Genomic DNA, 26,030 nt, shown 5'->3' on the forward strand with positions numbered 1-26,030 from the left:
CGACTCCCTCTGCCTCTTGGAAAATACGTCCGGCCGCCGGAGCTTTATCCGGCGGGTATTCAAACATCCTTATCGTGCACGAAAAGCGCTGTTCCCAATCGGCCGCAGCGCTTTTCAAAAATAAAATTATGGGTTGCTCAGTAAATTGATGATGCTGAATTCCTGCAAGGGCCAGTAGCGGACATCCACTTGGCCGATGATCTGTTTTTCATCCACAAATCCGAAGAACCGGCTGTCCTCGCTGTTTTGGCGATTATCTCCCATGACCCAGATTTTTCCTTTTGGAACGCGAAGCAACCCGGTTTTTTCTTTAAGATTAAAATCGGGTGTCAGCAACTCTCCTTTTGGCAACTGCGCTTTATATTTATCCAGATAAGGTTCCTGTACCGGTTTACCGTTCACATAGAGCTGATCATTTTGGTAGGAAATCGTGTCGCCGGGCAGCCCGATGATCCGTTTGACATAATCATCCGTCTTCGTTGCATGGAAAACAACAATATCGAACCGGTGCGGAGTGCCGACAGAATAGCCGATTTTACTCACGATCAGCCGATTGCCGTCCTGCAGTGTCGGCATCATGGATTCGCCTTTGACTACATAATTGTCAAAAATAAAATAGCGGATGAGAAGAGCAATAACCACGGCAATCGCAATAGCTCTTACCCAGCTCCATATTTCTTTTGCTGCTGCCTTCATTTGTTTTCCCTGCCCTGATTTGCATTCGGTTCTGCGACCGGAGCTATCATTGCGGCAGTCCGGGTTATGTCACTTAATTCAGCGATTGAGCAGACTGCCTACATACCTTAATAGTTCGTTCGCCGAAGTGGTATTATAGCCGTACTCATCGACAAGTCTTACAATCACTTCGTTAATCCGCTTGAGCTGTGTTTCGTCAGGTGTTTTGCTGGATGTCGTGATTTTAACAACATCCTTCAGATCGGCAAAAAGTTTTTTCTGAATGGCTTCCTTCAGCCGTTCATGCGACTGATAATTGAACCTTTTTCCCTTGCGTGCGTAAGCGGAAATCCGGATCAGTATCTCTTCCCTGAACGCTTTTTTGGCATTTTCGGAAATACCGATTTGCTCCTCAATCGAGCGCATCAGCTTTTCATCCGGATCGACTTCATCCCCTGTGATCGGATCAAATATTTTATTACTGTTGCAATAGGCCTCGACATTATCCAGGTAATTATCCATCAAGGTCTTTGCCGATTCCTCAAAAGAATAGACAAACGCCTTCTGCACCTCGCGTTTCGCCATTTCGTCATACTCCCGCCGCGCGATGGCAAGAAATTCGGTGTAGCGCTCCCTGTCTTCTTCGGAAATTGACGGATGCTGATCAAGCCCTTCTTTGACCGAACGGAGGATGTCGAGCGCGTTGATCGAAGGCACTCCTTTTTTTATGATCGCTGAAGAAATGCGATTGATCACATAGCGCGGATCAATGCCGCTCATCCCTTCATCTGAATATTCATGCCTCAGCTCTTTGATATCGGCCGCGTTATAACCTTCCACCAGTTCTCCGTCATACAGCCTCATCTTTTTCACCAGATCGATGCCGCGGCTTTTGGATTCTTTCAGTCGGGTCAGGATAGAAAAAACGGCGGCCGTTCTCAGCGCATGCGGAGCAATATGGACATTCGCAACATCGCTCTCGAAAATCAGCTTCTGATAAATTTTTTCCTCGTCGCTGACTTTCAGATTGTAGGGGACGGGCATGACAATCATACGCGAGTGCAGCGCCTCATTTTTTTTGTTGCCAATAAAATTCCGGTACTCGGTTTCGTTCGTGTGGGCGACAATCAGTTCGTCCGCCGAGATCAAGGCAAACCGCCCCGCTTTAAAATTGCCTTCCTGAGTCAGCGAGAGCAGATGCCAGAGAAATTTCTCATCGCATTTCAGCATTTCCTGAAATTCCATCAGTCCGCGATTGGCTTTGTTCAGCTCACCATCAAAGCGGTAGGCGCGCGGATCGGATTCCGAACCGTATTCGGCAATGGTCGAAAAATCAATGCTTCCCGTCAGATCGGCGATGTCCTGCGACTTCGGATCCGAAGGGCTGAACGTGCCGATGCCGACACGCTTGTCTTCCGACAGAAAAATACGTTCTATCGGTACATCCTCGATTTTTCCCCCGTAATCCTTTTCGAGCCGCATCGCATTGAGCGGCGAAAGATTTCCTTCAATCCGTATGCCCGTCTCCTGATAAAAATCCTCACGCAGATGAGAGGGAATCAGATGCAGCGGATCCTCGTGCATCGGGCAGTCTTTAATGGCGTAGACGGCCCCTTCATCCGTCCACGAATACTGCTCAAGTCCCCGTTTGAGCATCGTCACGATCGTCGACTTCCCGCCACTGACCGGACCCATCAGGAGCAGGATACGCTTTTTTACGTCCAGACGTTTCGCCGCCGGATGAAAGTATTCCTCAACCAGGCGTTCAATCGCTTCGTCAAGGCCGTATATTTGTCCATCAAAAAAGTTATAGTGCTTCAGACCGTCTTTTTCTGAAACTCCCGCCGATACAATCATCTGATACACCCTGGAGTGCGCGGACTGTGTAATCACCGGGTTTTTTTTCACCAATTCCAGGTAGTCTGTAAATGTTCCTTCCCACTTCAATTGTTTCTCATAGTCGCGGAATTCTTTTAGTTTATCCAGAAAGTTCATATTATCCCCCCAGAAAAGATTAACCCATGTAATAAAGTGTATGCGGTCATCTTCCAATCTTTCATGAAAACTCTGTTCTCCCGTTCCTCGTCTAATAAAAAAACGATTGGAGAAGACTTTTTCAGGAAAGAAAAAATCGGGTATGGGGGCATCATAGAATCTTTCTGCGCCCCGGCTGTCAGTTCAGCCGGGGAAAATTCTGCTGGCGAAGCGCCTCGTAGACAATGATTGCCGCTGTGTTCGAAAGGTTAAGCGAACGGATGGCATCCGTCATGGGCAGTCTCAGGCACCGGTCCCTGTGCGCGGCGACAAGATCTTTAGGCAGCCCTGTCGTTTCCCGCCCGAAAAAGAAATAATAGCTTCTGTCAGGATCACTGAAATCAAAATCGCTGTATGGACGGCTGCCGTCAGTTTCCACAAAGTAAAATTCTCCTTCATCGTGCTTGGCGAAAAAATCATCAAGAGAATCATAGTAATGAATATCCACGGAAGGCCAGTAGTCCAGTCCGGCTCTCTTCAGATGCTTGTCATCGGTAGAGAAGCCGAGAGGCCGGATCAGGTGGAGCGAACTGTGTGTGCCGGCACAGGTTCTGGCTATGTTGCCCGTGTTGGGAGGAATTTGCGGCTGATAGAGAACAACATGAATACTCATAAAACGTGTACACCTCGGAAAAAGTCAGGATGCCGGATGCGCTTTCTGCGTCCGGCTGCCCGAAGAAAATCCATTTCATTATAACATGATCCGACAGGCCCCACATCATGCTTCATCCCGGATATGAAAAAATTTATATTGAATTCTATCTGTCCAGGCAGGTGAATCCGTGTACGACCAGTCGCGGTGACGTGCATCGTACGTATGGGCATTGACAAGCGGCTGACCGGAAGGATCAAGAGCCGTGACGATGGTGTTGTGATTCCAGCGGCCGTCGCCTTCAAAATCATAGCAGATAACGTCTCCGGGTACCAGTTTGTCCGGTTTGTCTGCTTCTGCAGCGCCGATGATATTGCCGCTTCTGCTCAAATACCAGCGCAGGTTGTTGGCCACCGCCCAGCTGAAACTCCAGTTCGCCTGCTGCTGCCACCAGCCTCTGTTTCGGATCGGCTGGCCGTTCATTGGAAGGCCGCCGGCAAACAGGCACTGCGAAATAAAATTAGTACAGTCATTTTCCATTTTCGGAAAACCAGGATTGCGCTGATTCCACCAGACTTCGGCATAGCGGACGGCATTAAGCCGGTTATAGGGCCCCCGCGGATTCCTCTCTTCCGCGTCCTTTCCCGGAGCGGGGGGCAGCGCGCCTTCCTCATTTTTTACGAAAGGTGTTTTCAAACCATCGGCCACGATGCTCTTACCGCGCAGAACGGCCTGTCTGTCCTCAATTCTTTCTTCCAGATAGAATCGTTCGCTTTGTCTGAGCAGCCATTGTATGTGCAGACGATAGTCTATGACCCGATCCTCTCTTTTTTCTTCGATCCGGATCACTTTTGTCCGGCCGATCGCTTTCTCAATTTCAGAGTTTGTGTTTCTCAGCCGCAGGCTTCTTCTCAGCATGCAGGCCTGTTCATCGGTGTTCAATGCCATGTCAAAATCGTCCGACCGGTTCACCCACCATTCACATAACTTTCCGACATGCGCCTGAAAAGGTTCTTTCCAGTCCATTTCGATCACCCGCTGTCGACGTATTTTACGTCATACCTATGCGGGGGCCTTAACGTTCATGCACCTTGGAAAATCCTATCGAACAGCTGTGCTCTTTAAAAATTTCCGCTGCCGTCTTAACGGAGCAGCAAGCGCTCCATTTCGTTCCGGACTTTCTCGTCGGTCTCCTTCTCAAGCAGCGTCTTAAACGTATGAATCATTTTTTCACGCACGCCTTCCTCAAAAAGATCCCACATTTTCCCCACTGCCCAGACCGCGGTCCGGCGAATGACCGGACGCGGATCCTCTTCAAGCAAAAGAAGCAGTTCCGGAGCGGCGGTCACATCCTTGTAATTGCCGAGCGCGAGAATCGCGTTGCGCTGAATCGGTTTTTTCCCCCGCCAGGATCCGGATAAGTCTCCGAATATCTCCTTAAAACCGCGGTTTGAGATCGAGAGCAGCGGTTTGAGCAACGGCCGCGCCAGTTCAGGATCGGGCTCCATTTCTTCATGAAAATGGCTGTCCACGTCACGGTTGTAAGGACAGACCTGCTGGCAGGTGTCGCAACCGTAGACACGGTTGCCGACCGCTTTACGGTAATGTTCGGGAATGTCCTGTTTCGTCTGGGTCAGAAAAGCGATGCATTTATGACTGTTCAGCTGTCCGCCTTGAACAATTGCCCCTGTCGGGCAGCGGTCGATGCAAATCGTGCAGTCTCCGCATAAATTTTCGGCGGGCTTGTCCGGTGGAAGAGGCACGTTCGTCAACATTTCACCCAGATAGACGTAAGATCCGAATTCTTGTGTGATCACATTCGTATTTTTTCCGGCCCAGCCGATGCCCGCCCTTTCGGCGACCGCCCGGTCGGACAGTTCCCCGGTATCCACCATGTTTTTGAATTTTGCTCCGGACACTTCATTTATGAGGAACCTGCCCAGTTTTTCCAGGCAGTCTCCGACAAGCCTGTGATAATCTGTTCCCCATGACGCCCGGCAAAATGCGCCGCGGCGGTTCTCTCTGGTATTTTCAGGGCGGACGGCCATCTTCTTCGGATAGGCCAAGGCGATCGCAACAATCGACTGCACGCCGTCCATCAGCAAAGACGGTTCGGTCCGCTTCTCAATATCTTTTTCCTCAAACCCGGACTGGTAGCCGAGCTCCCGCTGCCGATAAAGCCTGGCCTTCAGTTCGGTAAACGGTTCCGCCGTCGTAAAGCCGATCTTGTCAACCCCGATTTCCTTGCTGTAAGCGATGAGTTTCTGTTTCACTATGCTGTAATCTGTCACGCCGTGCACTCCTTTCCGAGCACGTATTCTACTAGAGACCCGCCGGAATTGTGGTAAACTGAAAAAAGAATGATATTCAGGAGGCGCGCCATGCTTGATATCTCTGTTTCCGCAAAGCTTAAAGATCTTGTCCCCGATTTCAGAGCCGGCGTCATTTGTTATCATCATATCGTGATTGCCGATCTGCCGCAAATCATTGCCGAGCGGCTTCCGCTTTTTTACGAAAACATACGTCTGTCTCTGGAGGATCATCCGGTCAGCGCCGTTGAAGGTGTGAAGGAGTGGCGCGGGATTTTTAAAAAAGCAGGCACCGATCCTTCCCGATACCGTCCTTCGCAGGAAGCTCTGCTGCGCCGTATCGGGAAAGAAGGACGTCTGCACACCATCCACTCGGCTGTAGATCTCAACAACTTCTTCAGTGTCCAGTACAGCATTCCGCTTGGAATCTACGACCTTGGGCACCTCGAGGAACCGATCCGGATCACAGTGGGTACTCAAGAGGACCAGTATGAAGGATTGAACGGCAGAATCATGAATATGGAAAACAAAATGATCTCCGCCGACCGCAGCGGTGCCTTCGGAAGTCCTATTGTCGACTCCAGACGCACCTGTGTCACGGAACAGACGACCGACGCACTGCAGATCGTTTACACCCGTCCTTCCACGCCAGCCGAAGAAAGCCGCAGGATGATTAAGAAAATCGCCGGGATGTTCACGCAGATTCACGGGGGAGAAAACGAATGGAAGATCATTGAATAGAATATGATTTTATAGTCGTTCGGAGCAGGAACAAAAGCTTCTGATCGACTTTCTCACACGATAATTTTCGGCAAGGAGTGAACGTATTGAACTCGGATCTTTTCAGTATTGACTACTTTAAGCAGGCGCTGCGCCTTCAGATTGAGAAAAACAGCGATGTATTCACACCCGTTCAGACGATGAACAGCTATTATCATACGGTCGTTTCGGCAATCATCCAGGACAGAATCAATAAGAATTTTGAACTGATCCGCCGTATCCGAAACCTGGAGGCGGCCTATAAGTCTGTTAAAAATGAAATCATTCAGCAGCAACAGCAGCAGTAAACATTCTTTCATGAACAAGAAACCCGCGGAATGCCCGATACGGCCTTACGGTACGGTACGGAACAGGCAAGTTATGTATGCCGGTACAGCACTGCAACAAAAGAAGCTGACCTTTTTGGGGACAGCTTCTTTTTGTATCGTTTAATTTCAGTTCAAGTTTTCCCGCGCTCGGCTCAACTTTTACAGGTTTCGGTTCGCCTTTTCCCTGTTTCGGTTCGACTTTAGCGCAAAATCAGCCATGTCAGTGAAAACCTATAGGATCACAGTCGGCAAATGTTCATCGGGCAGCGATCTTCGCAATGGCAGATTGCTTTAATATAATCCAAGTTTCTGATCACGATCGATCCGTGGTAATAGCCGATAGCGCCGTCATTTTTCCATGCTTGAAGCATACGGTTGACGGTTTCCCGGGTAGAACCGATTAATTGCGCCAGATCGGAGTTCGTCAGATCAATGGTGTAGTGAATACCGTCTTCTTCTTTCCTTCCGTACCCGTGAGCCATTCGAATCAGGGTGGAGGCCAGCGCTCCGTTTTTCCGTAAAAAAGCAAATCGCGCATTTTTATTTGCGTATATTGGTTCATCAGCCCGATCCACTTCATAAACTCAAACGAGAGTCCGGGGTTTCCCGCCAGAAGCGCCTCGACTTCTTTCTCGGGGATCACGCCGATCGTGCAGTCCGTCACACTATTGGCGGTAAATGAATATTCCTCGTATCCGAAACAGCCGATTTCTCCGAATAAATCGTTCGGAGTAAAATAGTGCAGGACGAGATCTTTGCCGTCATAAGCGGACTTGAATAGTTTCACACGGCCTTTGACCACATAATAGAGCTTGTCGGAAGGATCGCCTTCCCAGTAAATACTCGTGCCTTTTTTGAATTCGGTCACAGTCATAGTATTTTTCAGAGCTTTCAGATTCTGCTCTGAAAACATGGACGTATTGCTCATCTGATCCTGTATGGTATACGCCGCACTTTCCACGCCGATCACACCTTTGCCACTCAATGAATTTTCTTGTTTTCATTATACAAGATAAATTCTAATGATTTTACTGTTTGTGTGACAAAAATCATACAAGTTCGCGAATTCGACAAAATTCATAGATGTTCCGCTCATTATCCCTCGAGCAGCAATGTTTCCGGATCTTCCAGCAGTGTTTTGACTTTAACAAGGAATTGTACCGCTTCACTTCCATCGACGATTCGGTGATCATAAGAGAGCGCAATATACATCATAGGCCGGATTTCAATTTTGTCTCCTTCAGGTGTTTCAACAGCCACAGGACGCTTTTTGATTCCATGCATGCCGAGGATGCCGACCTGCGGAGCATTGATAATCGGAGTGGACATCAAGGAACCGAACGTGCCGCCGTTTGTAATCGTGAATGTCCCTCCCTGAAGATCTCCCAATTGCAGGCGGTTGGTTCTTGCCTTTGCCGCCAGATCCTTGATCGACTGTTCAATTTCAGCAAACGTCAGGCGGTCCGCCTCGCGGACAACCGGGACGACAAGCCCTTGATCCGTTGCCACGGCAATACCGATATCGTAGTATTTTTTAACGAGTATATCCGTTCCGTCAATTTCTGCGTTCAGAAGCGGAAAACTTTTCAAAGCGCCGACCACGGCTTTTGTAAAAAAGGACATGAACCCGAGTTTTACATCATGTTCTTTGACAAAGGTCTCTTTGCGGCGTTTCCTGATTTTCATGATGGCCGTAAGATCCACTTCGTTAAATGTGGTCAGCATGGCCGCTTCGTGCTGGACTGAGACAAGCCGGTCGGCAATGGTCTGCCTCCTGCGCGACATTTTCACGCGTTCAACCGGTTTCGCCGGATCCACGGCAAGGGGCAGCGGCTGCCCGGCAGGCTGCCGGACTTCATTTCCGGAAGCGCTCTGCCGCGTGACATCATCCAGTCTGACACGCCCGAGCGGATCGCTGGTCTGAACCGAATTCAGGTCAATCCCCTTTTCCCTGGCCAGCTTCCGCGCAGCCGGAGAAGCCGGGCGCAGATCCGCGGCACCCGCCTCCCGGACTGGTTCCTGTTCCTTGGCCGGAGCAGGCCGTTCTGCGGGAGCCTGTTTTTCCGCACTCTGCGGTCCTGAAGAGTCGGCCGCCTGCTGTTCTGTTCCGGAACCTTCATTCTCATCAAGCAGCGCGATGACTTCACCGACCTCGACCGTATCATCCACGCCTTTCTCAATTTTTTTCAGGACTCCGGAATGTTCCGCACTGATTTGTATGTTGACCTTGTCGGTTTCAATCTCGGCGATATCATCCCCCTGGTTGACTTTGTTCCCTACATCGACCAGCCATCTGACGATCGTTCCTTCCGTAATGGACTCGGCAAGTTCCGGTACTTTGACTTCGATCAATCTGATCCCCTCCCAATAACACGATGTTAATTAAAAATTCTTATGCAAAGTCTCCGAGATAATGCGTTTCTGTTCCTGTTTATGAAATTCGGGTTCACCGGTCGCCGTGCTGGAACGTTCCGGGCGGCCGATATAGCTTAAATCAGTTCCTTCCGGCAAAACACTGCGCAGCCTCGGTTCCATATAACTCCAGGCACCCATATTCTTCGGCTCTTCCTGAAGCCAGACGATTTCTTTCAGTTCAGGATACTTGCTGAAGAAATTCTTTAAAGCTTCCTCAGGAAACGGGTAAAGTTCCTCGATGCGCAGAATATGCAGCCAGTCAAGACCGGCCGAACTCGTTTCAATATCAACTTCAAGATCGACCGCTACCTTTCCGCTGCAAAGCACCAGTCTCCGCACTTTCGAAGGATCGCCGCCCGTCAGCGGTTCCTCGAGGATACTCTGGAAATGGCCTTCAGACAGATCCTCCGGCGAGGAAGTGGCCTTCGGATGGCGGAGCAGGCTTTTCGGCGACATGATCACGAGCGGGCGGACCACATCGGTATTCAGAATCGAAGCCTGCCTGCGCAGAATGTGAAAGTACTGGGCGGGTGTCGTTAAGTTAGCGACAACCCAGTTGTTCTCCGCCGACAGCTGCAGGAACCTTTCCAGACGTCCGCTGGAGTGCTCCGGACCCATGCCTTCATAGCCGTGAGGCAAGAGGATGACGAGACCGGATTTCTGTCCCCATTTCGCTCTACCGGCGGTAACAAACTGGTCGAACATCACCTGGCCGACATTGGCGAAGTCGCCGAACTGCGCCTCCCAGATGACCAGAGTCTCAGGAGCAAAAACGTTGTACCCGTATTCGAAACCAATAACGGCCGTTTCCGACAGCGGACTGTTATGGATGTCGAATGAGGCGCGGACATCCTTAAGATAATGAAACGGGGAATAAAGAACACCTGAGTCCGCATCATGGAGCACCGCATGCCGGTGGGCGAATGTCCCGCGCTCAACGTCCTGGCCCGTGAACCGGATGGGCGTGCCGTCCTTGAGGATTGAGGCAAAAGCGAGCGATTCACCGAGACCCCAGTCAATTTTCCGGCTGCCGTTCAGGGCCGTCTCACGGCGCTTCAGGATCCGGGCCAGTTTCGGATAAACATGCAGTTCCTCCGGCCAGTCAAGCAGCTGCCCGTTCAGCTCTTTCAATTCGTCAATCGGCACTTTGGTCTGAATATGATCCAGCGGCTCCGCAAGCTTTTTCGGAAAAGGCGTTTCCTTCAGTCCCTTTTTCTGTTCTTCCCGTGATAGGTTGTAAATGAGCTGCAGTTTGTCCAGAAGATGGTTTTTGTACTTTTCCAGCTCGTTTTCAGTGACCAGCTTCTCGCCTTCCAATTTTTTTTGGTAAAGGCTGCATACGGTCGGGTGATTGCGGATCGCATGGTAAAGAACAGGCTGCGTGGCCTCAGGATCATCGGATTCATTGTGTCCGTAACGCCTGTAGCCGCACACATCAATGAGAAAATCTTTCCGGAACGTTTTCCGGTACTGATAGGCCAGGCTGATTGCGCTCAGACAGGCTTCCGGATCGTCTGCATTGACGTGAACGATCGGCACCTCAAATCCCTTGGCCAGGTCACTGGCATAAGCGGTCGACCGTTCGTCCTCCTGATCCGTCGTAAATCCAAGCTGATTATTGGCGATGATATGAATCGTACCGCCGGTGTTAAAGCCTTTCAGCCGGCTCAGGTTGAACGTTTCGGCGACAACGCCTTCACCGGGAAAAGCCGCGTCGCCGTGGATCATAATGGTAAACGCCTTCTCAGTATCCTGATCCGGATAGCCTTCTTTCCTGCGATTATCCTGAGCGGCCCGTGTATAACCCTCGATAACCGGATCGACAACTTCCAGATGGCTGGGGTTGTTCGCCAAAGTCACCTTAACCTGGAAAGACCCATTATCGGGATCTTTTTCCCCTGTATACTGAAGCAGGTATTTCTTGTGTCCTTCTTCAATCGACCGGGCTGCACCAAGGTGATATTTCACATCGCCGGTCCAACCGTAATTGATGCCCTTTGATCCTTCAGAGGGGACCATGCTTTTGATTGGCGCATGGACGAATTCCGCCATGATTTTTTCATAAGGTTTGCCCAAAATGTGAGCAAGCACACTCAGGCGTCCGCGATGCGCCATGCTGATCATGACCTGTTTTGTTCCATCCCCGACACCGTACTGGATCAGTTTGTCAAGCATCGGCACAAGCACGTCCAGCCCTTCAATCGAAAACCGTTTCTGGCCGACAAACGTCTTGTGGAGGAAATGTTCAAATGTTTCGACCTTACTCAATTGCTTCAGTAAATCTTTTTTTTCGAGATCGGTAATTTTAAATTGAAAGCGCTTTCTTTCAATGGCTTCATTCAGCCACTTTTTTTCCTTCAGATCCTGCACATGGCTGAATTCATAAGCGAGCGAACGGGAGTAAAGATCACGCAGATAATTAACGACATCAAGCGCATTGCGAACTTCATCAGGCGCTTCCGGCCAGATGACACGTGAAGGAATCGCTTTCAATTTTTTCGGCGACAAATTAAAAGCTGCAAGATCCATAAGATGCGTTTCGACAATATGATGTTCACCCAGTGGATTGACGTGGGCCAGCAGGTGGCCGTAGGTCCGGATCCGTTCGGCAAGTCTGACGGCCCCTACTGCCTGATCAAGATCAAAGCCGGTTTCAAATGCGCCATATTCAGGGACGGGATGAACTTTGAACGGGTTTCCGGCGATGGTCTTCGGCCTTCCCCATTTATCGAACAGATCGCGCAGTGTAAGATCCACAGTATCCGGATCTTCAAGAAATTTATCATACTGTTCATCAACATAACCCAGATTCAGGCCGGAAAAACTCTGCCACGGGTTTGTCTTGTCTAACGTTTCATTAGCAGACACTTTACATCGCTCCCCGTTATGATGGATTGATTCTCAAACTTCTAATTCCGAGACTGTTAGAAAGATGCCGATCGTAAACCCAAAACATCTGCTGTTCCTTGAAAAAAAACTTGTTTTCTTCTTGTAAACCCATTTTAGCACACTGAATTTGAAGTTTAAATTGTTACGATATTATGAAACGATGATTTTTTGTAATCGTTTTTATGCAATTTCCCATTTTATGTTCTTGACATATTTTATCTTATGTGAAGGAAAAATAATCGAATGGGAATGTGCCTTTTTACTTTCGTTTTTTTGCAGGCAGCCTCTCATGTTATAATGAGTACCTGAGCACTTTCCTATTCTGTCTCCCTTCGAAAACGGGCAGAATTTCACATACACATTTGAAGAAAGAGGGCAGGAATATTGGAAACGCTAAAGGCAGGTACCGTCGTCACTCTCGAGTTTTCACACAAGGCGCCGTTCGGCTATTTTCTTACCGACGGAACTCAGGAAATACTGCTTCACGAAAACGATGCGGTTCAGCCTTTCGATGAGCACGCCCCGCAAAAAGTCTTTCTCTATCAGGATCATCAGGGAAGGCTGGCTGCAACGATGCATATCCCGGATATCCGGCTGGGCGTTTACAATTGGGCACGGATTGCCGGCATGCGCAAAAAATACGGTGTATTCGTCGACATCGGTATCAATAAGGATGTTCTTCTGTCAAAGGACGACCTGCCTGATGAATGGCCGGACTGGCCCGCCGAGGGCGACCGCGTGTACTGCAGCCTGAAGCTGGATAAAAAAAACCGGCTGTTTGCCAGGCTTGCGGACGAGCCGATCATGCGTATGCTATCCGTTCCCGCTTCTGAGGATCTTTTCAATCAGGAAGTCGATGCCGCCGTCTACCGACTCCTCTCTGAAGGAGCCCACCTGATTACAGATGAAGGCTATCTCGGTTTTATGCATAATAGTGAAAAAGAAGGCAGGCTTCGTCTGGGGCAGAGCATCCATTGCCGGGTGATCGATGTCAAGGAGGACGGGACCATCAATCTTTCCATGCATGCAAGAAGCTATGAGTCCATTGACAAACACACCGCAGCCATCCTTGAGTACATGAACGCCCGAGGAGGCGCCATGCCCTATTGGGATAAAAGTCTGCCCGAAGACATCCGCAACAGGTTTTCAATCAGCAAAGGCGACTTTAAAAAAGCGCTCGGCAAACTGATGAAGGAAGATAAAATCTACCAGAAAGACGGCTGGAGCTACATCCGGGGAGCTGAAAAAAATTGAGCCAGTGCCTATGGCCGGTAGATAAGGGCGGACAGAAAAAACAGTCCTGTTCAAGGAACAAACAGGAACAGGACTGAATCCGGAAATCATCGGTTGAGCTCTTTCAAAAATTCACGGACAACACTTGGCGGGTCCGGACTTTTTGAAATGGCGGATATGACGGCAACACCGGCGGCGCCCGCCGAAGTAATTTCAGGCACATCGTCCGGCGTAATGCCGCCAATAGCGACAATAGGCAGAGGATAACTAAGGGCGCGCAGCTGCCGGATCAGCGTACTGCCGATCACCGATTCGGCGTCCGGCTTTGACTGAGTCATTTTATAAGGACCGACGCCGATGTAATCCGCACCCTGTTCGCGCGCACGCTCGGCTTCTTCAAGGGAATGTGCGGAAACACCCAGCCACATTTTATCCCCGATTTTTCGGCGGACGGCCTTCGCATTTTCGTCTTTTTGCCCGATATGAACACCGTCCGCTTCCAACTGAACAGCTAAGTCTACATCATCATCTACGAAAAAAGGAACGCGGTACCTTTGGCATAAATTCCGTGCATCCTTTGCGAAGTCGATCCGTTCCCGGCCCTTTAAGGACCGGGGGCCTTTTTCGCGCCATTGAAAACAGGTGACTCCGGCTTTCAATGCCCGATCGATGGTTCTTAAGGGCTGTTCTTCGCGCCCGTCCTGAGAACCCATGATGAAATAAAGAGATAACGCTTTTCTTAATGCTTCCTGTCCCCTCGTCATGATCATTCCTCCTCCCCGCATAATGATCGGTGTTTCAGCCTCATGGAAGCTTTACCTCCTCCAGGTCGGCGTATTTTTGAATTTTTTCCGCATTAAGCGTATACAGCTCATCCATCAGCAGCTGCCGAAAAGTTCCGGGCCCCCCGCTACGTTCACCGGCAATCTGCCCGGCGATGGCATAGTTGGCCGAAGCCGCGACCGATGCTTCCAGAAAGTTTGCGGAAACCGCGGCATAGCCCGCCTGTATCACACCGTTCAGGCAGCCTGAACCTGTCATAATGGGAAACAGCGGATGGCCGTTGCGGACCAGATAGGCCTGCTTTCCGTCCGTGATCGTGTCCGTTGTTCCGGACACGGCGACAACCGTGTGATAGCGCCGGGCCACCTGGACAGCCAGCGGCAGAATATCGCCGTTCGCGGCACCCGCATCAACGCCTTTTGCACCCCAGTTCGCTCCGGCAATGGCGGCAATTTCACCAGCATTGCCGCGGACAATGGCAATGTCCAGCTCATCGAAAAGATTTCTGACCGTATTCAGGCGGAATGAAGTGGCACCCGCTCCGACCGGATCAAGCACAACCGGAACGCCGGCCTCGTTCGCCGCATGTCCGGACAGCATCATGCTTTGTATGGAGTAGGGTGTTAAATTTCCAATATTCAGTTCAAGTGCATTGCTGATTGCCGCGATTTCGGCGACCTCTTCATGGGCTTCGGCCATAATCGGCGAAGCGCCGATTGCCAGCGCGCCGTTCGCCGAATCGTTGATGGCCACCCGGTTTGTGATCACATGCAATAATGGATTCTGTTTACGGATAGTGTCCATTTTTTCAATCAATAATTCCGGTTTTATCATAGAATATCCCCTCCACACATCGTGTTATTATTGCCGGCTCCAATCGTTCATGCCGAAACCCATATTCCAGAATATGATGATCCCACTTGCTCATTTGAATTGGAAAAATGTGTCTTCAATTATTACAACTAAAAATTATCGTCCGATCCCTCTGAATTTGGGCAGTTCGCAGCGGCTTAAAAAATTCGAGCCGAATTCCAACTATTCGCACTTATTGATTGCAGGCCGGTTACTGTTGATTCTTTAAGCGTTACTGATGATTCTCTGCCAGTTACTGTCGATTCTCTGCTCTTTACTGTTGATTCTCAACCGGTTACTGTTGATTCTCCGCTCTTTACTGCCGATTGTCCTGTTGTGTGTGCTGTATTCCGCTTTCCAGGCACAAAAAAGCCGCCTTCTGATGAAAGCGGCGGACAGATCTATGTATCAAGTGCTCCTCTAGATCGAATCGAAACCACTTTCCTACGCCAGCATCATCTGGATCAGGTTCGAAGGGTCCTGACATTGTCAATCTCAGCAAAAAGCTCCCCTAGTGGACGAACATTATTCAACTGTTTTCAGATTATCACAGCTGTATTCACTTTACAAGATATTATACTTCCATTTTCAGCAAAGCGCCGCCCGGACCGTTTCTGAGGCGTGATCAGTCCGAGAATGGCTTTAAGTAATGTCGCTTTCCTGAAATTAAATCGATAAAATAAATGGACACCATGTGTATTATAATAGATTTGGGAAGAACATCAAAACTACGAGAACACCGGAGGTTTTCAATATGAAAATTGCAATGGCCAGCGACCACGCCGGACACGATTTAAAAGAAGAAATAAAAACATGGCTGAAAGAAAACGGACACGAGGTGCTGGATTTCGGCACGGACAGCAAGGAATCGTGCGACCTGTCCGATTACGTTTATCCTGCTTCCCTTGCCGTCGCAAGGGGCGAGGCAGATCGCGGGATCTTTGTCGACGGCGTCGGTTACGGCAGCGCTCTGATTGCCAACCGCATCTATGGTCTCACCGCTGCCGTCTGCCAGGATCCTTTCTGTGCCAAACTGGCACGTGAGCACACGGACAGCAATGTACTGTGTATCGGAGGAAAGATTATCGGATCGGGTATCGCTCTTGAGATCGTCGATGTCTGGATGCGGACCGAACCGCTCAAAGGTATTGAAAAATATGCGCGTCGTGTCAGAAAAGTTGAAGCCATAACCGAAAAGCATTTGAAAAAGCTGTCGGAAATTTAAAATATGCGGCCACTGAAAATTCATAGAATAAAACCGGATCAAATGATCCGGTTTTATTCTATGAACGCTTTTTAAGTTTTCGAACGAATAGGTTATAATGAATTGCCGCAGCGACCCGGGTAAAATGATTCCGGTGATTTTCTCCTGAAACCTTTACTGCGGCGTCAGGACAAAACCGCAAATCACGGATTACCGAATGCGGCCGCCTTAACCCTTATAGACATACAGCGCCTGTCCGCCCGCCTGCTGCGCACTTCCAGAAGACCACTCGCTTGCCGGCACCTTGCTGCAGTTTTTCTCAATCCATTGCAGGACGCTCTGATTCGATCCCATACGGTCCCCGCCGGAAATCAGAAAATATTTCACTTCGCCCGCTTTGGCCATTTTTGCCAGTTTTACAGCATCTACGGCCGGATCGCTGCCTTGAAATCCGCCCATCGCCATGACGGCGTAATTCGTATTCAGCATGATCGAATAAGCAGACTGGGCACTCTGGACGGCAAGAATAAATTTTTCGCCATTATAGTGTTTTTCAAGATAACTAAGCAATTTTTTGCTGACTTGTCCGTCCATTCCGCCCCCTCGTGAGAAGCCGAACCTCATCTGGCTGATCCTGTCTGCCGAAAACCCTGTCATCCCCTGTCCGGCAGTCTTTCCCGCACTCCAGAATCGATCACCTGAATCCCGGTTTTGCAGCGCGGCAAGCTGAGGCAAATTACCCCCGTTTCCGCCATATCGCGATAGACTCGGACCCGCAACCGGAAGCGAACTGTTCGTCTGATTAAAGGTCGCCGGCAGCGCCCAGTAAATGGGAGCAGCAAGCAGAATAATCAATCCTGCAGCGGCCGCATACTTCTGATTGTTCCTCCACCGCTCGCCGCGAAAAATGGCAAAGACCGTGAACAGGATCAAACCTCCTGAAAGCGTCAGATAAATCCATTGATTAGACACGCTGTTCTGGTAAAGGATCAGCGCTTCAAAAAGCATCGTGGCAAGAAGTGCGGCGGGAAGCAGCCAGCTCGTCCACTTTTCTCCTTCCTCTCTGTAGAATTTCCACAGAATCGAAGAAGTAATCCCTGTCAGAGCGCCGATTGCCGGGCCCATCAGGCTGAGATAGTATTGATGGAAGAAGCCGGCAACGCTGAAAAAGGCCATCATCGGAACAAGCCAGCCCAGCCAAAAAATGGCAAACTTGCTCTGCATGGTCAGCTTGCGCGTGCGCAGGAATGATACAGTCAGGCCGATAATTCCAAAAAGGATAAAGGGCATCAGCCAGCTGGCCTGACTGGAAAGTGCCTTTGAGAATAAGCGAAGCGGTCCTGCCTGGCCGGTGCTGAACATTCCGCCGGCCTGCATATTGCCGAACTGAGCCGTTCTGCCGGCAAATCCGCTTGTCCCGCCTTGCGCAAACTGCGGCTGGCTGCCTTGTGCTCCATTTACCCCTGTGCCGCCGTCCTGGCTGCTAAGCGCTCCGTTTTGCTGCCCGGCGAAGTTTCGCTGACGATCAGCGCCTCCCCGGCTGCCCTGACCATGCTGGCCTGTAAGGCGCGATACACCATTATAGCCAAAAGCCAGTTCAAAAACCGAGTTCGTCTGGCTGCTGCCGATGTAAGGACGATCGTTTGCGGGAACGAGCGCAACGGCCGTTGCCCAGGAAAAAGAAACGGCGAGAAGGATGACGGTAGCAATTGTCAGATGCAGAAGACGCTTCTTCCAAGTCGTCTTCATCGCGATCCAATAATACAAATAGACGGCCGGAAGCACCATGAAGGCTTCAAGCATTTTCACATTGAAACCAACTCCGACAAGGATCACGCTGACCACAAGCCAGCGCATCCTGCCCTTGTCAATGGCCCGTATTAAAGCCCATGCAGCCGCCAGCAGAACGAAAATCAATATGCTGTCGACGTTGTTCGTACGCACGATAGCAACAAAAATCGGCGTCGTCGCCAGAACAAGCCCTGAAATAAAAGCGGCGATTCTTCCGAACTTTTTCTTCACAATGCTATACAGCAAAGCCACAGAAGCTACCCCTGCCAGAGCTTCCGGAAGCACCACGCTGAAATTGCTCAGCCCGAAAATTCTAGCACTCAAAGTCTGAATCCACAGAGCGACGGGCGGTTTGTCAACCGTAATGAAGCCGGCAGGATCAAACGACGCATAAAAGAAATTATGAAAATTTTTCATCATGCTCTTTACAGCAACCGTATAGTATTCATTCGAACCTGCATGATTCAGGAGATACAAATTCAGAAAAGCAGAAAGAACCACAACTCCAAGTAATAAATAATCAAAATGCCTGACCTTGTTTTTCAAGGGCCATTCCTCCAAATCTTCGCCAGGAACGGTCGGACCGCTCCGGATCGCCTGTGCTTTAAGATGTTAAAATCATTATGGTCCCTGAATCTTAATTTTTTCTTAAGCAGTCCCTTAGGTTTAAACTCCAGATCGGCCGCACGTACAGCCTTGAAATCACGGCAAAAGCAGCCTTCCAGCCCATAATTGCTAACGGACAGTGTTCCGGTCCGGCAGTCGCCCATGACGCCGTCGCACCTATAAATAAAACGGTTCATGAGCAATCCTGAACCGTTTTTCTTATAATAATCTTATGTCAATCAAAGGTAACGGCAACTTAAGGATTTCCCATCTGATCAACGGAATCCTTCTCTTTAATAATTGGTTACAAGGACTTCGTCAATTCTCCCTCTTTTGCTTCCGTCGGCATTGATCAGACGGCTCGTGGAGGAGAAAGTGATGCGATAATCACGGTACATATCCTTAATAAAAGGCGTCGCCGAATTGCTCATCAGAACAAAAGCGCCGCGGCGGTCCAGATCAATAAACAAATCATGCAGCCTGATCTGGTCCTCCCTGGAAAACCCGTCATTACTGTAGCTGGTGAAATAAGATGTCGTCGAAAGCGGATCATATGGGGAATCCAGATAAATAAAATCCCGGTCTCCCGCGCCTTCCACCGCTTCAGCAAAATCGGTTGTCATCATTTTCACCCGGTTTTCACGAAAATATCGGCTAACCCCCCTCAATGTTCTCTCATTGACAATATTGGGACGGCTGTACTTCCCGAAAGGCACATTAAAGTGTCCCTCCTTGTTGACCCGGAACAGCCCGTTGAAACAGGTTTTGTTCAAATAGATAATCCGCGACGCCTTTTCAAGATCGGACATTTTCTTATAATCTTCGCTCAGATCCAGATCCCGAATTTTATAGTAATAGTCCTTTTCATTGCAGTGTTTCTCCAAATCCCCGATCAAGCCCTCAACATCACTCTCTATGACCCGATAGACATTCATCAATTCTTCATTGATATCATTAATCACCGCTTCGGCAGGCTGCAGATCGAATAAAAGCGCTCCTGCTCCAACAAAAGGTTCGTAATACCGGCGAAAATGTTCTGGAACACAGCTGCGGATATCGGCAAGCATTCTTCGTTTGCCGCCCGCCCATTTTAAAAACGGTTTGACACGCTCATTATTCATAACTTCAACCACTCTGATTTTCCCCCAAAGCAACGAATGCAGTATTCTCACGATGTAAACGTCCACCCGCTGACGTGGCAGTGTTTTAATCGCACAATTGATTTTTAACAGCTCCGGTCGCATGGAAACCCATGAACAGCAGACCGGTGATATTAGAAAACTTGGCGAAGCCAAGCCCTGGCGCAGGCTGAACCTTAGTTGCGGGGGCCAGGACGGACTAATGCCGAACGTGCCGCAGGACGCGGCGATCTTTTCGGTCGCCTACACTATAATCCTTAAAATTTTTGTACTTTCCTATAGTGTAAAAAAAGCCAAAGACTTATAAAATAGTGTCAGTTCCTTCCCATATGGAAAGGTCTTTGGCCTCAATGACAACTATATCATATTCTGAATGTATAAAAACTGAATTTCTCCGGTAACTAATCGAGCGGAATGCTTCCCCAATCGACCGATCCATGTTTTGCCTGCGGCGGGTGCAAATACCAGGCGCCGTCCGAATCTGTCAACCTTTCCGATCGGTGCGGCTAAACTCGCAGGGGTAAAGTGCAAAAATACGGGCGCAACCGTCATCACCCGTTTTCCAGGCGGCAACCCTCGCGTCCGTATTCCGCAAATTATCCATTTGTTTTCCTGCTTCTTTGATTTTCAAAATAATTTTACCGTAACAGATAGCCGCCATCTACCTGACACTGTTTTTCAAATCGTATTCGGAATAACAGAAAAAGGGCCCTCATTATTCGTGAAAACCCTTGATACGCACCTGTACTCCCGCTTGTCCCAATGCAACAAATAATCTCTCTATTTTCTCTTATCTTTTAGTTTCACGACTACACGAAACTGACGCTCCGGATTTTGTTCTTTATCTGCAAATTGAATTTTTGCTTCGAAAATATCGCCATGTCCAAAGTACAATATTTTACTGATCATAGTATTTCTATCTTTTGGAATATACCCTAATTTTTTATTTTGATAAAAAATCGCAACTGCTTCAGGATCGTATGGATTATCTGGTTCGACCACTAAATCAACTGATTTTCCAAGTGTTAATTCTTCGATTACATCCAAACCATCATAATAAGTAAATCCCGCAATATGAAAATCCAGGAAATACTTGCTTGGTTCAAATTTATGATTTCTCATTTCTTCAATTTCATCTACGTTAAAATGTCTTTCATTCATACAGAACACCGTCATTCCTTTTTAACAAGTTAACCTCACGCTACCTGCTTTAAAGCATTCCATCCACTTTTTCATAAATATCTTACATTGGGCCAAAAATGTCAACTAAAAATCCACATTGTCTGTCATACTCCTGAAGCTCGCGATAGTAGAATAGCTTATTTTCATCCGCTGTGACCTCCTCCGGAATCCGGATTGGTGATCACAATCGCGTCTCCCGTTTCCGAATCCCAATGAGAAGTTCCTCCATCACCTGCTTGTGAAGAGCAAATAGTATATTTAAGGTCACAGACATATTCGGGAGCGATAATTGAATATTATTGTTCCTACATAATCAGCTTTAAAATAAGCTTCTTTTAACACGCGCTCTGCTTGCATCTAGTAATCGAAATCCCCTTTTTTCGACCTGATGCAGCAAAAATAAGATTAGTGTTACTCCTTATCCAGGCCTTGCTCAGTTGTGCCAACAACGGATTATCTGTCCAGCTGCTCCGGATTGACGTAGATTTTTTTCCGACCGACACGTTTTACCTTGTTACCTTGATAGAACCGGCTCATAATCCGGCTTACCGTCTCCTGAGTAACACCGATATAATCCGCCATATTCTCTTCCGTGAGCGTATCGCTGATCAAATACCATCCATCCTCCGCCTGTGCTTCGGACTGAAGAGCCAATTGCTTCAAAAGCTGAGCCAGTCGATGAGCTGCACTTTCAAGCAGGGAATCCGAGCAGCGCGTCATCAGTTCCTGATTTTTTTCAGAAAGAAATTGGGTAAGGTGTTCCTGCAGAGAAGGATATTCACGCATCAGGCAAACCATATCCTTTCTGTGAACGATCAGAAACGTGCATTCTGTCAGTGTTTCGGCATTTGCCGGATAGACTGCGGACGGCCGATCAAAGCCAATGTGCGGGAAAAAAGTTCCTTCACCGATCAGGCTGGCAATCCAGCGTTTCCCCTCACTATTTTGTCGATAAACGGCGACCAGCCCTTTGACAACGAAAAAATAATGAGTCAGTGATTTACCTTTAAGGAAGACAAGTGTTTTTGCCTGATAACTTCGCAACCTGCCGCGGGATTCAATTTGGCGTAGAACGGATTCATGCTGATCCTTCAGCCAGCCTTCTGCACGCAAAACGGACATTGAATCACCCCCATAAGAGCTTTATCATAGCAGCACCCATGCTCTTAATCTAAGAAACTTGATCTGGATCATGGCATGACGCCTGCCTATACCTTATTATAAATGATAGGGATTATCATTTAAAACAGTTAAGCCGGAAAGAGGAGAAAAAATGGACGTTTATACACTGCAAGAACAAAATTCCCGTTTGAAGGAAATACTGTTTATGGATCCGTCCGTCACTATCGTTCATCTGTCTTTGAAAGAGGGACAGGAAATAGGAAAACATCATGGAGGGCCTGCACGGGTCACAGTGATTCCGGTCAAAGGTGAAGTGATTTTTTCGACAGACGATCAATCGGTACAGCTTATTCCGGGGAAATTCGTCCGGCTGAACGCCGGAGAAACGCATGGGCTAAAGGCCAATCAGAACAGCGAAATCATCATTATCAAGCAGCCCGATACGACGGAAAAATGACTGTCAATCCGGGAGCAAGAGCGAACGGCATCGGTCTTTTGACTTGGAAATTGCAACTGCAGCACTTCTCCGGGCAATGCGGAGAAGTTTTCACCTTTCATTTAGCCAATCGGTTCTGCATCTCGTACGTGTTGGCAGAACCGAGCACGCAACCCTCCTGACGGAAAATATCATCAGCATCAAACAACGACAGGCAAGACGGTGCCCGAATGCTGCGAGGCCGTCCTGCCTGTCGTTTGTCTACACATCATATTGAGTACGGAGAAATGTCAGAAGCACGATGGCATGATTCACCAACGGATCTTTCGCCGCATAAACAAGCGTGACTGTCCCCTCCCTGCTTTCAGAGACAATCCGTTCCAATAACGGCCGTTTCTCCTGATCATGCGCGAGTTCATCCATATACTGATCCTGAAACAATTCGAATTTGCCCGCCTCATGGTTGAACCAGCGACGAAGTTCTGGACTCGGCGCCAGGTCTTTATACCAGTCTGCCAGCCGGGCGCGGTCTTTTGATACACCCCGCGGCCAAAGCCGGTCGACCAGATAACGCTGTCCGTCCTCGGGCACAGCCGGTTCATAGACGCGTTTGATTTGAATCATCGGCGTAGCCTCCTGCTCCTTACTGTTCTTTGATACCATCAACGAGCGGATGTTCCGCCACTTCAATCGACTCAGTCGGACAGCCCATATAGGCATCCTCCAGATCCTCAAGAAGCGCTTCGGGAATAGGACGAATACCCTTATTCTCGTCAATGAGCGAAAAAGCGATTTCCTCCCCATCACAGTCAAAGATGTCAGGTGCCGACGCCTGGCAGGCACCGCAAGCGATACATGTATCCTGATTAACACGAGTATATTTAGCCAATCTTGAAAACCTCTCTTTCCAACCCGTTGCAGAGTCATAAATATCGGGTAGCTTAATTCACTCACAAGCATAACAGCAGGATGAGAGAATAACCATGATCTCGATCAATTTGTGTCCATGACCGTCGTATGCTTCATCAATGACGACACCGACAACCGCTTAGGCTTATTAAGATGGGGACTCATTCCTTCATAGGCAAAAGATGAGAAAAAAGTTTTCAAATTGATTAATGCGCGTTCTGGGACGGTTCAAGCCAAACCCAGTTTCAAAATGCCTTTCTCTTCCTAAATTCACCCAGACGGCGCTGGTACTCAGTGTTGGGGTCTATCCAATTTCCGGGCCACCACATTTTGAGTGAATGCGCAAACAGCGAATTTTGTCCCGTAATGGGCCGCTTCGTTCATGAATTTGAGGACCGTTCTTGATGTTTCAAGTTTTAGTCAGATATTCAAAATCTCCCTGATTTCTTTTTCAGTTAACCGGGACAGCGACTGATCGCCGGGCTCTACAACTGATTCAATTAAATCTCTTTTATTTTGTTGCAGTTCATGAATTTTTTCTTCGATCGTGCCTTGAGTAATCATTCGAACAACCTGAACAACGTTTCGCTGCCGATTCGATGGGCTCTTCCGACCGCCTGATCCTCTACCGCAGGATTCCACCACAGATCAAAAAGGATCACCATATCGGCTCCGGTTAGATTGAGTCCTGTATTTCCGGCCTTTAGAGAAAGAAGAAATACATTTTTCTCCCCGTGGTTGAACTGTTCCACCATGTCCACTCTTTCTTTTGCCGGCGTTTGTCCGTCAAGGTAAAAAAAGGGCAATCCCTTTTTTTCTAATGCAGGACGAATGATCGCCAGCATGCTGGTAAACTGAGAAAAAATGAGCATCCTCCTGCCATTATCGAGCGCGTCGGAGATCAGCTCCAGCAGCTGCTGCAATTTGCCGGACTCTCCATGATAGTCTTCCACAAAAAGAGAGGGATGACAGCAAATCTGCCGAAGACGGGTGAGCCCTGCAAGGATCTTGATCCGGTTCTTATCAAATCCTTCCGTTTCAAGAGAATCCTTTTCTCAGAAAATGAAAAAAGCTCATAAATCCCTTTATATTAAGGATTTACAAGCTCTTCACAAGGTCCTAATGCTACGTATCGGAACCTAGAAATACCGGTGGTCGGGGTCGAACCGACACTCCTTGCGGAACACGATTTTGAGTCGTGCGCGTCTGCCAATTCCGCCACACCGGCACAAAAAAATAAAATGGAGGCGACACCCGGAATCGAACCGGGGATAAGGGTTTTGCAGACCCGCGCCTTACCGCTTGGCTATGCCGCCGTCATATAATTGGAGCGGAAGACGGGATTCGAACCCGCGACCCCCACCATGGCAAGGTGATGTTCTACCACTGAACTACTTCCGCATTACTACTGGCCCAGCTGGATTCGAACCAGCGCATGACGGCACCAAAAACCGTTGCCTTACCGCTTGGCGATGGGCCAACTTAATTATGGGGCGATTAGTGGGGATCGAACCCACGCATGCCGGAACCACAATCCGGTGTGTTAACCACTTCACCATAATCGCCATAGTAAAAAAACAAACAGGGGTAGTAGGAATTGAACCCACACTGGAGGTTTTGGAGACCTCTGTTCTACCTTTAAACTATACCCCTATAATATGTAATGGAGGGAGAAGGATTCGAACCTTCGAACCCATAGGGAACGGATTTACAGTCCGTCGCGTTTAGCCTCTTCGCTATCCCTCCATATTTATATGTCAAGGATAGGCGGCAACATATAAAAAGTGCCGGTCAGAGGACTTGAACCCCCAACCTACTGATTACAAGTCAGTTGCTCTACCAATTGAGCTAGACCGGCACACCATAAATGGTGGCTCGAGGCGGAATCGAACCACCGACACGAGGATTTTCAGTCCTCTGCTCTACCGACTGAGCTATCGAGCCATAAAAATAAATGATTAACGAGTATCCAACATGCCGTTCAGCGCATATGAATAACAGGCAATCTCTATAATTTTCAATTATTAACTGCATAATGTTTTAAATAAAAAAAATAAATGGCGGATCCGAGCGGACTTGAACCGCCGATCTCCTGCGTGACAGGCAGGCATGTTAACCACTACACCACGGATCCATTTGGTTGCGGGGGCAGGATTTGAACCTGCGGCCTTCGGGTTATGAGCCCGACGAGCTACCAGACTGCTCCACCCCGCGACAATAAAAACCAATAAATGGTGGAGGATATAGGGTTCGAACCTATGACCCTCTGCTTGTAAGGCAGACGCTCTCCCAGCTGAGCTAATCCTCCATGACAACAGTGTTGTTTAGAAACACCATTATATTTTATTATATAAAATCAAAAAAATCAAGAAAAATTTGGTGACCCGTGCGGGATTCGAACCCACGAACCCACCGTGAAAGGGTGGTGTCTTAACCACTTGACGAACGGGCCATTGAATAAAAGAAATATTTCAATATTCATTAAAAATAATGGCGGAGAGCGAGGGATTCGAACCCTCGAGACGGCCTTAACCGTCTACACGATTTCCAATCGTGCTCCTTCGGCCTCTCGGACAGCTCTCCAAAAGGCTTCGCAGCAAGATCTCCAATCTCCGACCACCCCGCAGCAACAAAACCGGTTGATACCGACTGATCGATTCTTGAGTTGCTTTGAAGCACAGTATTTATTTCAATATCAATTAAATATTGCCTGGCAGTGACCTACTCTCACAGGGGGACAGCCCCCCACTACCATCGGCACAGAAGAGCTT

Annotated in this window: 23 protein-coding genes, 14 tRNA genes, 2 pseudogenes and 1 riboswitch; of the genes and pseudogenes, 7 read left to right on the forward strand and 32 right to left on the reverse strand. The window is 48.7% G+C overall.

Translation table 11 applies throughout. From position 1 onward, the window contains the following. Positions 1-126: 126 nt before the first annotated feature. The 5 genes from lepB to queG all read right to left on the reverse strand — a co-directional run bounded on the left by lepB (position 127) and on the right by queG (position 5,592). Complete coding sequence (gene lepB / locus IEX81_RS02050; RefSeq protein ID WP_188801371.1) at positions 127-696, reverse strand: signal peptidase I; 570 nt, start codon at positions 694-696, stop codon at positions 127-129. A 78-nt stretch (positions 697-774) separates the two neighbouring features. After that, on the reverse strand, positions 775-2,670 hold the full coding sequence (locus IEX81_RS02055; RefSeq protein ID WP_188801373.1) for a PrkA family serine protein kinase: 1,896 nt from the start codon (positions 2,668-2,670) through the stop codon (positions 775-777). 178 nt (positions 2,671-2,848) lie between these two features. Then, positions 2,849-3,322 (reverse strand): tRNA (uridine(34)/cytosine(34)/5-carboxymethylaminomethyluridine(34)-2'-O)-methyltransferase TrmL, encoded by a 474-nt coding sequence (trmL, locus tag IEX81_RS02060; RefSeq protein ID WP_188801375.1) that lies wholly within the window; start codon positions 3,320-3,322, stop codon positions 2,849-2,851. Between the two features lie 105 nt (positions 3,323-3,427). After that, positions 3,428-4,327: an amidase domain-containing protein gene (locus IEX81_RS02065; RefSeq protein ID WP_188801376.1), complete on the reverse strand. Its 900-nt coding sequence runs from the start codon at positions 4,325-4,327 to the stop codon at positions 3,428-3,430. Between the two features lie 116 nt (positions 4,328-4,443). After that, positions 4,444-5,592 (reverse strand): tRNA epoxyqueuosine(34) reductase QueG, encoded by a 1,149-nt coding sequence (gene queG, locus IEX81_RS02070; protein ID WP_229727428.1) that lies wholly within the window; start codon positions 5,590-5,592, stop codon positions 4,444-4,446. A gap of 90 nt (positions 5,593-5,682) precedes the next feature. Here queG and IEX81_RS02075 point away from each other — a divergent pair, with 90 nt between their 5' ends. Further along, positions 5,683-6,351 carry a B3/B4 domain-containing protein gene (locus tag IEX81_RS02075; RefSeq protein ID WP_188801379.1) on the forward strand — a complete coding sequence of 223 codons (669 nt, stop codon included), beginning with the start codon at positions 5,683-5,685 and terminating at the stop codon, positions 6,349-6,351. 77 nt (positions 6,352-6,428) lie between these two features. Further along, positions 6,429-6,677, forward strand: a complete 249-nt coding sequence (yvfG, locus tag IEX81_RS02080) for a protein YvfG (protein WP_229727429.1) — start codon at positions 6,429-6,431, stop codon at positions 6,675-6,677. A 260-nt stretch (positions 6,678-6,937) separates the two neighbouring features. Here the strand turns inward: yvfG and IEX81_RS16545 are convergent, their stop codons facing one another. The 4 genes from IEX81_RS16545 to IEX81_RS02095 all read right to left on the reverse strand — a co-directional run bounded on the left by IEX81_RS16545 (position 6,938) and on the right by IEX81_RS02095 (position 11,981). Beyond that, complete coding sequence (locus tag IEX81_RS16545) at positions 6,938-7,273, reverse strand: helix-turn-helix domain-containing protein (RefSeq protein WP_229727430.1); 336 nt, start codon at positions 7,271-7,273, stop codon at positions 6,938-6,940. After that, positions 7,186-7,683 carry a Crp/Fnr family transcriptional regulator gene (locus IEX81_RS16550; RefSeq protein ID WP_229727431.1) on the reverse strand — a complete coding sequence of 166 codons (498 nt, stop codon included), beginning with the start codon at positions 7,681-7,683 and terminating at the stop codon, positions 7,186-7,188. The genes IEX81_RS16545 and IEX81_RS16550 overlap by 88 nt, the downstream gene beginning before the upstream one ends. Before the next feature lie 110 nt (positions 7,684-7,793). After that, positions 7,794-9,050, reverse strand: a complete 1,257-nt coding sequence (gene odhB / locus IEX81_RS02090; RefSeq protein ID WP_188801383.1) for a 2-oxoglutarate dehydrogenase complex dihydrolipoyllysine-residue succinyltransferase — start codon at positions 9,048-9,050, stop codon at positions 7,794-7,796. 30 nt (positions 9,051-9,080) lie between these two features. Then, the gene (locus IEX81_RS02095) at positions 9,081-11,981 is read right to left on the reverse strand and encodes a 2-oxoglutarate dehydrogenase E1 component (protein ID WP_188801385.1); all 2,901 of its coding nucleotides are present in this window, start codon (positions 11,979-11,981) and stop codon (positions 9,081-9,083) included. Positions 11,982-12,386: 405 nt separating this feature from the next. Between IEX81_RS02095 and IEX81_RS02100 the strand changes: the two genes are divergently transcribed. Next, entirely contained in the window at positions 12,387-13,256 is an 870-nt protein-coding gene (locus IEX81_RS02100) for a CvfB family protein (protein ID WP_188801387.1), read from the forward strand. Positions 13,257-13,342: 86 nt separating this feature from the next. On the opposite strand, the gene thiE is transcribed toward IEX81_RS02100, so the two are convergent. After that, a complete protein-coding gene (thiE, locus tag IEX81_RS02105; protein ID WP_188801389.1) occupies positions 13,343-13,999 on the reverse strand; it encodes a thiamine phosphate synthase in 657 nt (218 codons plus the stop codon). A 40-nt stretch (positions 14,000-14,039) separates the two neighbouring features. After that, positions 14,040-14,852, reverse strand: a complete 813-nt coding sequence (gene thiM, locus IEX81_RS02110) for a hydroxyethylthiazole kinase (RefSeq protein WP_188801392.1) — start codon at positions 14,850-14,852, stop codon at positions 14,040-14,042. Between the two features lie 442 nt (positions 14,853-15,294). After that, a riboswitch (TPP riboswitch) is annotated at positions 15,295-15,393 on the reverse strand. Positions 15,394-15,624: 231 nt separating this feature from the next. Here thiM and IEX81_RS02115 point away from each other — a divergent pair. Continuing rightward, positions 15,625-16,095 carry an RpiB/LacA/LacB family sugar-phosphate isomerase gene (locus IEX81_RS02115; protein WP_188801394.1) on the forward strand — a complete coding sequence of 157 codons (471 nt, stop codon included), beginning with the start codon at positions 15,625-15,627 and terminating at the stop codon, positions 16,093-16,095. A 207-nt stretch (positions 16,096-16,302) separates the two neighbouring features. Here IEX81_RS02115 and IEX81_RS02120 read toward each other — a convergent pair whose 3' ends face one another. Continuing rightward, positions 16,303-18,411 (reverse strand): glycosyltransferase family 39 protein, encoded by a 2,109-nt coding sequence (locus IEX81_RS02120; protein ID WP_188801396.1) that lies wholly within the window; start codon positions 18,409-18,411, stop codon positions 16,303-16,305. A 353-nt stretch (positions 18,412-18,764) separates the two neighbouring features. Beyond that, on the reverse strand, positions 18,765-19,643 hold the full coding sequence (locus IEX81_RS02125) for a DNA adenine methylase (protein ID WP_229727432.1): 879 nt from the start codon (positions 19,641-19,643) through the stop codon (positions 18,765-18,767). Positions 19,644-19,713: 70 nt separating this feature from the next. Here IEX81_RS02125 and IEX81_RS02130 point away from each other — a divergent pair, with 70 nt between their 5' ends. Beyond that, complete coding sequence (locus IEX81_RS02130) at positions 19,714-19,917, forward strand: hypothetical protein (RefSeq protein WP_188801398.1); 204 nt, start codon at positions 19,714-19,716, stop codon at positions 19,915-19,917. A 473-nt stretch (positions 19,918-20,390) separates the two neighbouring features. On the opposite strand, the gene IEX81_RS02135 is transcribed toward IEX81_RS02130, so the two are convergent. Together IEX81_RS02135 and IEX81_RS02140 are read right to left on the reverse strand one after the other, a co-directional pair. Then, positions 20,391-20,771 carry an HIRAN domain-containing protein gene (locus IEX81_RS02135; RefSeq protein WP_229727433.1) on the reverse strand — a complete coding sequence of 127 codons (381 nt, stop codon included), beginning with the start codon at positions 20,769-20,771 and terminating at the stop codon, positions 20,391-20,393. 474 nt (positions 20,772-21,245) lie between these two features. Then, a complete protein-coding gene (locus tag IEX81_RS02140; protein WP_188801400.1) occupies positions 21,246-21,914 on the reverse strand; it encodes a Crp/Fnr family transcriptional regulator in 669 nt (222 codons plus the stop codon). A 151-nt stretch (positions 21,915-22,065) separates the two neighbouring features. Here IEX81_RS02140 and IEX81_RS02145 point away from each other — a divergent pair, with 151 nt between their 5' ends. Beyond that, positions 22,066-22,371, forward strand: coding sequence for a cupin domain-containing protein (locus IEX81_RS02145; RefSeq protein ID WP_188801402.1), 306 nt, complete (start codon positions 22,066-22,068; stop codon positions 22,369-22,371). A gap of 240 nt (positions 22,372-22,611) precedes the next feature. On the opposite strand, the gene IEX81_RS02150 is transcribed toward IEX81_RS02145, so the two are convergent. Continuing rightward, complete coding sequence (locus tag IEX81_RS02150; protein ID WP_188801404.1) at positions 22,612-22,974, reverse strand: DUF488 domain-containing protein; 363 nt, start codon at positions 22,972-22,974, stop codon at positions 22,612-22,614. 19 nt (positions 22,975-22,993) lie between these two features. Continuing rightward, positions 22,994-23,239, reverse strand: coding sequence for a ferredoxin (locus tag IEX81_RS02155; RefSeq protein WP_188801406.1), 246 nt, complete (start codon positions 23,237-23,239; stop codon positions 22,994-22,996). Positions 23,240-23,371: 132 nt separating this feature from the next. On the opposite strand from IEX81_RS02155, the pseudogene IEX81_RS16795 reads away from it, so the two are divergent. Continuing rightward, positions 23,372-23,524, forward strand: a pseudogene (locus IEX81_RS16795) (SOS response-associated peptidase family protein); the annotation flags it as partial. 155 nt (positions 23,525-23,679) lie between these two features. Here IEX81_RS16795 and IEX81_RS02160 read toward each other — a convergent pair. The 15 genes and pseudogenes from IEX81_RS02160 to IEX81_RS02230 form a co-directional block, all read right to left on the reverse strand. Then, positions 23,680-24,305: pseudogene (locus tag IEX81_RS02160) on the reverse strand (DEAD/DEAH box helicase); the annotation flags it as partial. 100 nt (positions 24,306-24,405) lie between these two features. Then, positions 24,406-24,487 (reverse strand) — tRNA-Leu (locus IEX81_RS02165). 14 nt (positions 24,488-24,501) lie between these two features. After that, positions 24,502-24,575 (reverse strand) — tRNA-Cys (locus IEX81_RS02170). A gap of 10 nt (positions 24,576-24,585) precedes the next feature. Then, positions 24,586-24,660: transfer RNA gene (locus IEX81_RS02175), tRNA-Gly, on the reverse strand. 7 nt (positions 24,661-24,667) lie between these two features. Further along, positions 24,668-24,739, reverse strand: a tRNA-Gln gene (locus IEX81_RS02180). Between the two features lie 9 nt (positions 24,740-24,748). Further along, a tRNA-His gene (locus IEX81_RS02185) sits at positions 24,749-24,824 on the reverse strand. A 17-nt stretch (positions 24,825-24,841) separates the two neighbouring features. Further along, positions 24,842-24,912 (reverse strand) — tRNA-Trp (locus tag IEX81_RS02190). A gap of 11 nt (positions 24,913-24,923) precedes the next feature. After that, positions 24,924-25,005: transfer RNA gene (locus tag IEX81_RS02195), tRNA-Tyr, on the reverse strand. A 39-nt stretch (positions 25,006-25,044) separates the two neighbouring features. Further along, positions 25,045-25,117 (reverse strand) — tRNA-Thr (locus IEX81_RS02200). A 10-nt stretch (positions 25,118-25,127) separates the two neighbouring features. Continuing rightward, positions 25,128-25,203, reverse strand: a tRNA-Phe gene (locus tag IEX81_RS02205). Positions 25,204-25,317: 114 nt separating this feature from the next. Then, a tRNA-Asp gene (locus IEX81_RS02210) sits at positions 25,318-25,393 on the reverse strand. A gap of 3 nt (positions 25,394-25,396) precedes the next feature. Then, a tRNA-Met gene (locus tag IEX81_RS02215) sits at positions 25,397-25,473 on the reverse strand. Between the two features lie 18 nt (positions 25,474-25,491). Then, positions 25,492-25,567 (reverse strand) — tRNA-Val (locus IEX81_RS02220). 69 nt (positions 25,568-25,636) lie between these two features. Then, positions 25,637-25,711, reverse strand: a tRNA-Glu gene (locus tag IEX81_RS02225). A gap of 39 nt (positions 25,712-25,750) precedes the next feature. Next, positions 25,751-25,842: transfer RNA gene (locus IEX81_RS02230), tRNA-Ser, on the reverse strand. Between the last annotated feature and the right edge of the window lie 188 nt (positions 25,843-26,030).

The sequence above is a fragment of the Sporolactobacillus putidus genome (assembly GCF_014647035.1).
GTDB lineage: Bacteria > Bacillota > Bacilli > Bacillales > Sporolactobacillaceae > Sporolactobacillus > Sporolactobacillus putidus.